Source organism: Lactobacillus sp. A27 (genome assembly GCF_016742815.1).
Taxonomy (GTDB): domain Bacteria; phylum Bacillota; class Bacilli; order Lactobacillales; family Lactobacillaceae; genus Lactobacillus; species Lactobacillus gallinarum.
Map to the genome: position 1 here is coordinate 1 of NZ_JAEHNT010000009.1, position 10,394 is coordinate 10,394.

Annotated in this window: 12 protein-coding genes and 2 pseudogenes; 5 read left to right on the top strand and 9 right to left on the bottom strand. The window is 34.9% G+C overall.

What is annotated here, in order from left to right; all coding sequences use genetic code 11:
• The first annotated feature begins 202 nt into the window (after positions 1-202).
• Genes ribD through ribH form a run of 4 tightly spaced genes read left to right on the top strand, consistent with a single transcriptional unit; the run spans position 203 to position 3,500 of the window.
• On the top strand, positions 203-1,261 hold the full coding sequence (gene ribD / locus JEM49_RS01565) for a bifunctional diaminohydroxyphosphoribosylaminopyrimidine deaminase/5-amino-6-(5-phosphoribosylamino)uracil reductase RibD (RefSeq protein ID WP_201873327.1): 1,059 nt from the start codon (positions 203-205) through the stop codon (positions 1,259-1,261).
• Positions 1,254-1,850: a riboflavin synthase gene (locus tag JEM49_RS01570; protein WP_025006177.1), complete on the top strand. Its 597-nt coding sequence runs from the start codon at positions 1,254-1,256 to the stop codon at positions 1,848-1,850. The genes ribD and JEM49_RS01570 overlap by 8 nt, the downstream gene beginning before the upstream one ends.
• Position 1,851: 1 nt before the next feature.
• A complete protein-coding gene (gene ribA, locus JEM49_RS01575) occupies positions 1,852-3,039 on the top strand; it encodes a GTP cyclohydrolase II (RefSeq protein WP_201873328.1) in 1,188 nt (395 codons plus the stop codon).
• Complete coding sequence (gene ribH / locus JEM49_RS01580; protein WP_025006178.1) at positions 3,039-3,500, top strand: 6,7-dimethyl-8-ribityllumazine synthase; 462 nt, start codon at positions 3,039-3,041, stop codon at positions 3,498-3,500. Before ribA ends, ribH begins: the two co-directional genes overlap by 1 nt.
• Positions 3,501-3,608: 108 nt before the next feature.
• On the opposite strand, the pseudogene JEM49_RS01585 reads toward ribH, so the two are convergent.
• The 3 genes and pseudogenes from JEM49_RS01585 to JEM49_RS01595 all read right to left on the bottom strand — a co-directional run bounded on the left by JEM49_RS01585 (position 3,609) and on the right by JEM49_RS01595 (position 6,470).
• A pseudogene (locus JEM49_RS01585) lies at positions 3,609-4,945 on the bottom strand (FAD-dependent oxidoreductase).
• Positions 4,946-5,077: 132 nt separating this feature from the next.
• Entirely contained in the window at positions 5,078-5,464 is a 387-nt protein-coding gene (locus JEM49_RS01590) for an FMN-binding protein (RefSeq protein ID WP_087176654.1), read from the bottom strand.
• 73 nt (positions 5,465-5,537) lie between these two features.
• Positions 5,538-6,470 (bottom strand): helix-turn-helix transcriptional regulator, encoded by a 933-nt coding sequence (locus tag JEM49_RS01595; RefSeq protein ID WP_201873332.1) that lies wholly within the window; start codon positions 6,468-6,470, stop codon positions 5,538-5,540.
• Positions 6,471-6,623: 153 nt separating this feature from the next.
• On the opposite strand from JEM49_RS01595, the gene JEM49_RS01600 reads away from it, so the two are divergent.
• Positions 6,624-6,803 carry a hypothetical protein gene (locus JEM49_RS01600; protein ID WP_242509729.1) on the top strand — a complete coding sequence of 60 codons (180 nt, stop codon included), beginning with the start codon at positions 6,624-6,626 and terminating at the stop codon, positions 6,801-6,803.
• A gap of 40 nt (positions 6,804-6,843) precedes the next feature.
• On the opposite strand, the pseudogene JEM49_RS01605 reads toward JEM49_RS01600, so the two are convergent.
• The 6 genes and pseudogenes from JEM49_RS01605 to JEM49_RS01630 all read right to left on the bottom strand — a co-directional run.
• Positions 6,844-7,035: pseudogene (locus tag JEM49_RS01605) on the bottom strand (ISLre2 family transposase); the annotation flags it as partial.
• A 296-nt stretch (positions 7,036-7,331) separates the two neighbouring features.
• Positions 7,332-7,913 carry a YSIRK-type signal peptide-containing protein gene (locus JEM49_RS01610; protein ID WP_201873340.1) on the bottom strand — a complete coding sequence of 194 codons (582 nt, stop codon included), beginning with the start codon at positions 7,911-7,913 and terminating at the stop codon, positions 7,332-7,334.
• Positions 7,914-8,188: 275 nt separating this feature from the next.
• Positions 8,189-8,599 (bottom strand): VOC family protein, encoded by a 411-nt coding sequence (locus JEM49_RS01615; RefSeq protein ID WP_241146343.1) that lies wholly within the window; start codon positions 8,597-8,599, stop codon positions 8,189-8,191.
• Positions 8,600-8,628: 29 nt separating this feature from the next.
• Positions 8,629-8,997, bottom strand: a complete 369-nt coding sequence (locus tag JEM49_RS01620; RefSeq protein WP_025006185.1) for an ASCH domain-containing protein — start codon at positions 8,995-8,997, stop codon at positions 8,629-8,631.
• On the bottom strand, positions 8,997-9,566 hold the full coding sequence (gene msrA, locus JEM49_RS01625; protein WP_025006186.1) for a peptide-methionine (S)-S-oxide reductase MsrA: 570 nt from the start codon (positions 9,564-9,566) through the stop codon (positions 8,997-8,999). Before msrA ends, JEM49_RS01620 begins: the two co-directional genes overlap by 1 nt.
• A gap of 161 nt (positions 9,567-9,727) precedes the next feature.
• A complete protein-coding gene (locus JEM49_RS01630; RefSeq protein ID WP_087236174.1) occupies positions 9,728-10,165 on the bottom strand; it encodes a hypothetical protein in 438 nt (145 codons plus the stop codon).
• Positions 10,166-10,394 lie beyond the last annotated feature (229 nt).

A 10,394-nucleotide genomic window follows, 5' to 3' on the forward strand; every position in this document is an offset into this window, starting at 1 on the left:
TTCCCGACCGGCGGTAAAGTCCGCAACCCGCGCAAGCGGTTGAATCCTTAATGGTACCGATAGTTACAGTCTAGATAGAAGAAGGATAATTTTAACCCACGCTTATTTTGCGTACTTGAATTATTTTTTAACTTGCATACTAATTTTGAACCTTGAAGTTTAGCTTCGAGGTTCTTTTTTGTTCTGTTAGGAAGTGATTTAAATGGAAAAAGACCAATATTATATGAAATTAGCTCTACAAGAAGCTAAAAAAGGACGCTTCCAAACTTGGAAGAATCCAATGGTTGGTGCTGTGATCGTCAAAAACGATCAAGTACTAGCTACTGGTCATCATATTCACTATGGTAAAAATCATGCTGAACGTGACGCCATTTCTAAATTAACCCCAGAACAATTATTTAATTCAACTCTTTATGTCACACTTGAGCCTTGCAATCACTATGGCAAGCAACCACCTTGTTCTGACTTAATTGTTCAAAGTAAGATCAAACGCGTTGTTATTGCCCAGGTTGATCCGCACAAGCTAGTAACCGGCAAAGGAATTGCCAAACTAAAAGCGCACGGGATTGAAGTTACAACTGGTGTTTTAGCTAAAGAAGCTGAAGAACTTAACCGGTTTTACTCATACTTCTACCAAAATAATCGCCCCTGGATCACTGTTAAGCAAGCCGTCAGTCTTGATTATCGAGTTAACGATCAAGTAAATACTCGTACAGCAATTACTAATCACTCGGTTTATGAACGAGTTCATCAAGAACGTGCAGATTATCAAGCAATTTTAGTTGGTTCCAATACGGCCATCATCGATAATCCTAGCCTGCTAACTACCGTTCAAACTGATTACCCACCAATCAGGATAATTATTGATCGACGTGGAAGGTTGCTTCAACACAAAGATCTGAAACTATTAACCGATGGTCAAGCTCAAACTTGGATATTTACCCAAAATTCTGAGCTCAAAAAGAACTTAACTAACAATCAGGTCAAGGTCTGGTTAATGAAAACAGATCAACTTACTGAAGTGATCCAGACTCTAGCACGAGAAGGCATTCAATCTGTCTATGTTGAAGGTGGACCCACCTTAGCTAATGCTTTTATGAATGATCAGTTAGTAAATAAAGTGATTGAATATTTAAGCCCGCAATTTTTAGGTAAAGCTGGAACAGCGGGAATTCTGCCTAGCTCTAGAATGGCGCTTAAAAATTTGAAAATCGAACAACTATCAAATAATTTGAGAATTGTAGGTGAAATTGATGTTTAGTGGTTTAGTACGCGGGGATGCAAAGATCGCGCAAATTGATAAGGATCAAGAAACTATTACGTTAACGGTTAGATGTGCTCCAGATTTTATCAAGAATTTAAAAATTGGTGATTCCATTGCAATTAATGGGACTTGTCTAACTGCTGAAAGTTTTACTTCTAATACTTTTACAGTCACCATGATGCCGCAAACCTATCAAAAGACAACGTTTAAAGATTTAAATGTTGGAGCTCAATTAAACGTCGAACGATCATTACAGGTTGGTCAACGGTTAGAAGGACACATTGTAACCGGTCACGTTGATGATGTTGCTCAAGTAAAAGAAATTAGGCAAAACGAAAATGCAATCGAAATTTGGTTTAGCTTCCCTGCTCGCTTAGAAAAGCAAATTGTGCCTCAAGGTAGCATCGCCATTAACGGTGTTTCCTTAACCGTGATGGATACTAAAGACAATACTTTTTCTGTAGGCTTAATCCCGCATACACAAGATGAAACCAATTTAGCTCAATTAAAAGTAGGCTCAGAAGTAAATATTGAAACTGATATTTTAGGTAAATATGTCGCCAAGAACTTAGAAAAGAGAAATTAAAATGGATGTCAAAAAAATTCAAAACGCAATCGAATGGATGAAAAATGGTGGTTTAGTAATCGTCGCTGATGATGAAGATCGTGAATCTGAGGGAGACATGATCGGTTTGGGCTCAAAAGTTACTCCAGAAAATGTAAACTTTATGACTAAATATGCCCGTGGTTTGCTTTGCACACCAGTAAGTAAGGAAATCGCCCAACGTTTAAACTTGCATCAAATGGAACAAGATAATACTGATCCTTATGGTACAGCCTTTACCATTAGTGTTGATTATAAGACGACTACCACGGGTATTTCCGCTTATGATCGTGCTGCAACAATTAAAGCAATTGCCGATCGGAACAGTAAACCAGAGGATTTCTTTAGACCTGGTCACTGTTTCCCACTCGTTGCTAAGGATGATCAAATTAAACACAGAAATGGTCATACTGAAGCCTCAATTGCACTGGCTCATCTGGCCGGTGAACCGGAAGTGGCTTACATTTGTGAGGTAATGAAATCTGATGGACATATGGCAAGACGTCCTCAATTAAAAGAAATAGCTAAAGAACACCACATGCCTTTCTTAACAATCGCAGAATTGCAAGAATACATTAACAGTCCAGCGAGTAAGCGCTCAGAATTTGTAAACCTACCGACCCGTTATGGCAACTTTAAAATCAAAAGTTATGGCAACGGTAATGTTGCTTTAATTAAAGGAAATATTGATCCTTCAAAGCCAGTATTAACTCGCGTTCATTCTAAATGCTTAACTGGTGATACTTTCGGTTCTAAACGCTGCGATTGTGGTGCCCAACTTCATACTGCTATGAAAGAAATCGAAAAGAACGGTTCTGGCTTAATCATTTATCTTAACCAAGAAGGCCGCGGTATTGGTTTAACCAACAAATTACGAGCTTACGCTTTACAAGATCAAGGTCATGATACCTATGAAGCAAATCAAATGTTAGGTTTTGCGCCTGATGAGCGTAATTATGATGTTGCTGCCGCGATTTTTAAAGAATTGAAGATTAAGGAAATCAATTTACTAACCAATAATCCTGATAAAATCGATCAATTAAACGATTATGGTATTAAGATTAATAAGCGTATTCCATTAGAAATTGCACCTAATGATGTTGATCGTTTTTACTTGCAAACTAAGAAAAAGAGATTCCATCATCTATTAGAACTTAAGGAGGCAGAATAATGACGGAATATACTGGAAACTTCACCAATACACATGGGAAAATCGCTATTGTCGTAGCTAAATTTAATGAAATTGTTACTAAAAATTTGGTTCGTGGTGCCAAAGAAACACTGCATCAATTTGGAATCCAAGACGATGAAATCGATGTTATCTGGGTACCAGGAGCTTTTGAAATCGGCTTTACCGCGCAAAAACTAATTAATTCTGATAAATATGCTGGAATTATGACTCTTGGTGCAGTAATCAAGGGTGAAACTGATCATTATGCCATGATTATTCAAAATGTAACGAATGCAATCATGCAAATGAATTTACAAGCTAAAATTCCGGTTACCTTTGGTATTTTAACTACAGAAAATATTGAACAAGCTTTGCAAAGAGCTGGCTTAAAAGCCGGTAACGAAGGCTCTTCTACTGCTCAAAGTTTACTTGAAATGATCTCCCTCAATGAGCAATTATAGTTACTAACTATTTTACTCAAACACAACTAAATCTCACAAAAAAACTAGCCATGCTGTTAAAACATGACTAGTTTTTATCTTTATAATTTATTTTTATTAACGATTAAATTAGAATCTTGCCATACCTAATGCATGTTGTGCAGCTAAATTAAGCAAACTCCATTGACGGTCAAATCCTGGTTGGAAGAAGAAGTCTTGTTCAGCCAAGTCTTCCAAACGCATCTTATGACTAATTGCCAAAGCTAAAACATTGCCTTGAGCAGTAATATCATACTTAGAAAGTACCGCACCGCCTAAGATTTGGTGAGTGTATGGAGTAAAGGTTAAGCTGACATATACCTTAGGATTATCTGCTTCTGGAACATAAGCTGGACGCATATGATCTTCATAGAAGCTAGTTTGATAGTCAAGCTTATTCTTAGGAGCTGAAAACTTATTTAATCCCGCAGTAGCGAAGTGATAGTCAAAGACGCTAAGAGCTGAAGCACCGATAACACCCTTGAAAGCGCGATCTGGCTTATCTTCAAAGATATGATCAACCACATATTGTGCTTCTCTTCTAGCAGTAGTAGCTAAAGCAATTGGCATTGGCTTACCTACTGGAATAGAAAGTGGCAAAATTGCATCTCCAATAGCGTAAACGTCTTTAACATTCGTTCTCAAGTATGGATCAGTCTTAATCCAGCCTCTTTGATCCAAATCAACTGTACCCTTTAACCAATCAGTATTAGGAGTTACCCCTGCGGAAACAACAACCAAGTCAGCTGGCACATCGCCTTGATCAGTTTTGACGCTTTCAACTTTTTCATTACCGTTGAAGCCTTCAATTTTAACACCCATCTTAAGATCCATATTCTTCTTAAAGGTAGGTTCCAAAACATCGAGTAATTCTGGGTTCAAGTAAGTTCCTAATGGACGATCAATCATGTCCATTAAAGTTACATGCTTGCCAGCTTTAGCAAATACTTCACTGGCTTCAGTACCAATATAACCGGCATCAACAATAGCAACATTCTTAATTGCTGGATCGTTAACAGCACTCATTAACTTAGAAGCCCAATCACGTCCACGCATTAAATAGATATTCTTAAGATCATTGCCAGGTACTGGTAAAACCTTTGGCGTTACACCTGAAGAAAGGATTAACTTACCATATTGAACTTCTTCTTCAGAATTATTGGTTAAATCCTTAACTGTTACTGTCTTATGTTCAGGATGAATCGCGGTTACTTCATGGTTGGCATAAACATGACCGCCCTTCTTTTCAACATCTTCAGCCGTAACTTTATTTTCTAGGTATAATTGCATACCACAGGACATAAATGAAATAAAGTCGCCAGCTTCATAAACAGTTACATCTACATCATTATATTTATCCAACAGCTCAATGCTGATTCATGACCACCATGTGAAGCACCAACAATTACAATTTTACGTTTATCCATAAAATCCTCCTAACACAATAGTTTCTTCATTACATTTTCAATGGGTAACACTTATTACTTAATGTCTATCATATTTTGCTCAATAAATTGATTAAAAATAAAAGTTTGGAGTTGACGCTCCAAACTTTTTTGCTATATCTTCTGCTCAACATCATGAATCTTCACAACTAATACAGCGCGAATCCAATCAAACTGGGCTTTCATTTGATCAAAATATGCGCCTTCATTAATGAATTGACCACTACCATGAATATGATAACCGCGCCCCATTCCAGCGGTTCCTTGATAATTGTAAGAACCGATTGTAATTGTCAGTTCATGCTTTGGATCTTTTTCAAAATCTTGTTCAATCGAATGCATCCCCGCAGCTGGAATCAAAATTATATCATCAGAAACCACGTTAATATATTGTGACCAAGTATTAACTACACTAGCTGGATTACCATTAATTGAAACAATCGTTGCTGGTCCTTTATCTTGTAAAACATCTAAAAAATCTTCGTTCATTATTTTTGTCATGATTGTTACCTCCTGATATCTTCTACTTCAGTATATTTTAGAATTCTGTCAATCTCTGTCAGAATTTAAAAAATCAATATTGTTTAATAATCCGCTTTAGTTTTCGCAAATAACTATCTCTTAATTCTTGAGGTTTAAGCACTTTAACCTCTGAGCCCAAAGAGATCAAATAATCTACTAGATAATGCAATTCTTCTTTATTGTATCTGCCATTTAAATAAATCTTTTGCCCCTGATGCATTATCTGCATAATTGGATAAGAATTATATTTAATTTTTTGTTCGCCAATTTTAGTTAATAAACATTGATATGGGATGCAATAATGCTTTTGTTCATATTCTTGATAACTTTCACTTAATTCATTTTTACTCATTATTACTCGATCAGATTTCAGTTGTTTGACCATTCTAAACTTATCCAGACGTAAAACAAACCAACGTTTCAAATCTAAATTATAAGCATGACAGAACCAATTCCCTGCTTGATAAAACAAATCAAGTAGTTGCAACTTTTGTTTTTCTTTAATAAACTGCTGATTTTCCGCTAATATTAAATCATTATCAATACATGCCTTAAGTAGCAAATCAAAAAATATTACTTTATTCAAACTAGGTTGACTGACATACTGAACAAATTCTTCCTGAAGCTTTATTTGTTCCTGCAACCTAGTAGGCAAATTCTTTAATAACTTGGCCTGAATTTTTTGATACTCATTACTATATGGTGTTTCACTAATATTTTTAATAGCTTGCAAAGCAAAAAAGATAGCATTAATCTCTGACGTATTAAATCGAATAGGCAAAAGCAATTTACTATTGGTAATGTGATAACCACCACTACGTCCCGTTTCACTATAAAAAGCTAATCCTAGTTGTTCCAAATCAGCAATATCCCGTAAAGCTGTGCGTTCAGAAATAGTAAAAGCTTCTTCTAATTCTTTTAAGTGAAATACTTTTTTATCGCTTAGATAGATCAATTCTTGGTTAAGTCGTTCAGATTTTTTCATTTTCTAGGCTTTCCTGTCAAAACATGTCAGTCTTTAAGCTTATAATAAAACTAACAAGCTACTAGAGCAAGGAAGGTATTATTATGGTAGATATTTTAACTAATCAAACTACTAATCAAGAATTCTCAGACTTCGCTGTAGAGCAAATTCATAATGTATGATGTTGCCACTACTTATCATGGTGAACCAAGTGCTCAAGTATGTGATCTGCTTTTAAACAAGAATGGAAAACTATATATCGCTACTTCAAGTCAAAATCCATTCTTCAAAGATTTAATCAAACTACCAAAGGTCATCGTTAATGACTACAAAGGTAATGGCACCATGGATTAAATAACTGCCGCATTAAAAAATAAGCTGGTCGAAAGACTAGCTTATTTTTCTTTTCAATCTGATAGCCTTGCTTTTTAGTTTCTTCAACTAAGCCGGCATCAACTTCTTCTAGTGCTAATTTCATTAATTCTCTAATCAAATCAAAGAAGTAGCACATTAATGCCTTTTCACGAGCAATAACATTATTTTCGGACTTAATAATTTTCACGATATCAGTTATAATAGATTCCATAAAAAACCAGCTTCTAATGTGTTTTTTGGCTTAACATCAGACTACTGATCTTTTTGTTTTGGAGTCAAGTCCTAAAATGGATTTGACTCCTTTTAATTTATATTTAAACGTTACCACAAACTATTTTACACTTAGTAATCATTGATGAGTATAGCTATCTCTTTTTTTGCTTAATAAACATGCTGCCTAAGCCTAGATTTGATAAAAGTATGCCTAGCCATGAAAGTGATTCTTCTCCTGATTGAGGCAAGGAATTATCGTTTGTTTCAACAGTTTCAGGTTGAACTGGCTTATCATTATCCAGTCTTTGTGGTTTCTACCACATATCCTAAATCTTCATACCTTTTAGCCACTGCATTAAATCCAGCATCCGCTGCTTTTGAATCATAGCCTCTCAATTCAGCGCTTGCTTTACCCTGAGCAATTGTATAAGTACCAACAATTCCTGGAACTTTGGATAAAGTAGGATTATCTTTTCTCAACTTTTTAGCAGCTGAATCTGTTAATTTAGCATAGTATGTACCAACATTTTTATCAACCCATTGAAAGTTATCATTATTGATGCTGCTGGTATTTAGTTTTTTATCACCATCTGACAAACTAAACTTATTAACATCAATCTTATTAGTTTCTTTTCCGTCATATTCTTTAGTGTTTTGACTTCCAATTTGCCAAGTATCTGAATCAGTTGCCGGATTATTATGTCCGTTGCTGCTATTATCAGCAGTATCTGCACATGCTACTTGAGAACTAAAGCCAAAAAAAGAAACTCCAATCAAAGCTGAGACAGCTCCAACTGATAGTTTCCTAATTGAATATTTATTTCTTTTATTATTAGATTTCCTTATTTTCTCATTATAGTTATTTTCAGATAACATCTTAATATCACATCACTTAAAGCATGTTTATTCTATATAAATATATTTAACATAGCTATAAATATTAATATATCATTATGTATATCTTTTTTAAAGTATTTTATTACTTTTTATAAGTAATATGTAATAAGAGTACCATTTGGCTTATATTAATTTTCTTAAAAATTGTTATTTTTAATATTTGATTTAAGACAGAAAAAAGCTGATATCCTCATTCACAGAACAAAGTTTTATCAGCTTTTTTCATTTTTTAATATTAAAAAACAAACCTTTTCTCAATGTTTAGCACTAGCTATATAGTAATCATTCATAAGAACAGACTTCGACCAAGTTTCCATCTGGATCCCTAGTATAGCAGAAGTCATTTTTCCATGTGCACCATGCTTCTCTACTGGGCCCGAAATAATCTCTTGATTATTTGATTTATACTTAGCTATCACATTTTTAATAGGTTGATCAGTTTGAAGACAAAAATCAAAAACTCTCGTTTCCAATTGTTTAGCCACAATTGCGTTAACCCCATTAGTCTTTTTTCTCAGTCGAATTAATTGATCACCACATTGAAGAGAAACGAAGCCATTTTGTTCATCAACAATAGGCAATCCTAGAATTTCATGATAAAAATTCTTAGATTTATTTAAATCAGTCACAGTAATTACAAAATGATCCAAAGCAATAATTGTCATATTTTTGCTGCTTTACATAAGTTATATTATTAAACGTGTTTATTTTTGGAACGATAAATCAATGGAATAACTTGTTTTTCAAATTCTGAGCTCTTAATTGGAATAATTACATCATCATCAACATTAAAAAGCTTAAGCTGTCCTTTTACTTTAATCGGATCAATCAAATTCTTAAGTTTAATGTACCAATAATAGCATTGATCGACATCATTCCAGTCTATTCGATACAGATCCATCACGCAAAGTGCATATCCTGGTGCAGAATTCGGCACTCTTTTTGCCGTAGAGCACATCAAAATTGGTCCACGATAATTAGTTTTCCACGTGCGGTATTCTATTTTCTTGGTGCCGTTAATCATCTGCATGATATAGTCACCACGCACAGACAAAGCTTTCATTATTTGTCCCAGTGCTCTTTGATAAATTTTTCTCGGCCACCTGCTTCTTCCATTGCATAACGAAGCGGATCTTTTTTATAGAAATCTTGGTGATATTCTTCTGCTGGATAAAATGGTTGAGCTGGTTCAATTTTCGTCACAATCGGATCATCGAACTTGCCGCTTTCAGCTAATTCTTGTTTGGACTTCTCCGCAGCTTCCTTCTGTGCTGGTGAGTTATAGTAAATTACGGGACGATATTGATCGCCACGATCTTGGAACTGCCCCATTGCATCCGTGGGATCAGTAACCTGCCAATAATATTGAAGCAACTTTTGATAAGGCATTTTTTCAGGATCGAAAGTAATTTCAACGGCTTCTGTATGCCCAGTTTTACCCGTGCAGACTTCTTCGTAAGTTGGATTGGCAACATGACCACCAGTATACCCACTAACTACCTTTTCTATTCCGGGCAGCTTATCAAATGGACTCACCATGCACCAAAAGCATCCCCCAGCAAAGATTGCCGTGTCTAATGCGCCTTTAAGCTTGGTATCAGTGATTTTCGTTTGTTCGTTATTCTCCGTCATTCTCTCATAACCTCCTAAATTCCGTGAAGTTTTCGGTTTTTTTCGGTTTTCATTCTTAAACCGAATTATAAACTAGATTATAATAATTTTTCATAATTTTTTAAAATAAAATGCAAAAAGCCACCCAAGAAGGTCTTTCATCCTTCTAAATGGCTTTTTTACTACATATCTTTTGCAGATTTCGTCAAATCATTCTTATCTGAAATCCAAGTAAACAATGGCAAATCAATATGACCATTTTCGTCAATTGAATTCATTACTTTTTCCATAAAGAATTCCTGCCAATGCTTATCTGGTTGTACACCGGGATGACCTAATTGAGGAACTAGCCATCCTTCACTCAATGGCTTGATTGGATTAAGACCTACTACCATCCCAATAGTATAGTTTGAAAAATCAAAACTGCCTTCGACTACTTTCCATTTAGGATTTTTCATTAATTCAGGTTGCAATTTATTTAACATTTCAGGCGGAATTTTACCCTCAGTAATTGCCATTCTGCCCTTAATTGGGCCATTTTTCTTTTCAAATTCTTGCAAAGTGCCTTGCATAAATAATTTTTGCCCCAATTGATCAAATTTCTTCTCTTCTTTTAACATAGTTAATTAATCAACTTCCTTTAATATGCTTAAGCTTTATTATACAGAATTTTATCAATGAAAAAAGCTTTCAAGATTCAATTAAACCTCTTAATCTTACATCTATAATCTAAATAGTTTAGTCACGCCCTTAGATTTAGTAGATGAGACTGTAAAATAGTTTGTGTAAGGATGAATGATTCCTTAAATTTATTTCTTTAAACATTAGAAAAAGGAGTTCCTTTCTCGT

Excerpts from the sequence above, each read along its gene's own strand:
- ribA (WP_201873328.1), top strand. The coding sequence starts at position 1,852 with ATGGATGTCAAAAAAATTCAAAACGCAATCGAATGGATGAAAAATGGT.
- JEM49_RS01610 (WP_201873340.1), bottom strand. The coding sequence starts at position 7,913 with ATGTTATCTGAAAATAACTATAATGAGAAAATAAGGAAATCTAATAAT.
- JEM49_RS01615 (WP_241146343.1), bottom strand. The coding sequence starts at position 8,599 with ATGACAATTATTGCTTTGGATCATTTTGTAATTACTGTGACTGATTTA.
- JEM49_RS01630 (WP_087236174.1), bottom strand. The coding sequence starts at position 10,165 with ATGTTAAAAGAAGAGAAGAAATTTGATCAATTGGGGCAAAAATTATTT.
- JEM49_RS01570 (WP_025006177.1), top strand. The coding sequence starts at position 1,254 with ATGTTTAGTGGTTTAGTACGCGGGGATGCAAAGATCGCGCAAATTGAT.
- ribD (WP_201873327.1), top strand. The coding sequence starts at position 203 with ATGGAAAAAGACCAATATTATATGAAATTAGCTCTACAAGAAGCTAAA.
- ribH (WP_025006178.1), top strand. The coding sequence starts at position 3,039 with ATGACGGAATATACTGGAAACTTCACCAATACACATGGGAAAATCGCT.
- msrA (WP_025006186.1), bottom strand. The coding sequence starts at position 9,566 with ATGACGGAGAATAACGAACAAACGAAAATCACTGATACCAAGCTTAAA.
- JEM49_RS01600 (WP_242509729.1), top strand. The coding sequence starts at position 6,624 with ATGTATGATGTTGCCACTACTTATCATGGTGAACCAAGTGCTCAAGTA.
- JEM49_RS01595 (WP_201873332.1), bottom strand. The coding sequence starts at position 6,470 with ATGAAAAAATCTGAACGACTTAACCAAGAATTGATCTATCTAAGCGAT.
- JEM49_RS01620 (WP_025006185.1), bottom strand. The coding sequence starts at position 8,997 with ATGAAAGCTTTGTCTGTGCGTGGTGACTATATCATGCAGATGATTAAC.
- JEM49_RS01590 (WP_087176654.1), bottom strand. The coding sequence starts at position 5,464 with ATGACAAAAATAATGAACGAAGATTTTTTAGATGTTTTACAAGATAAA.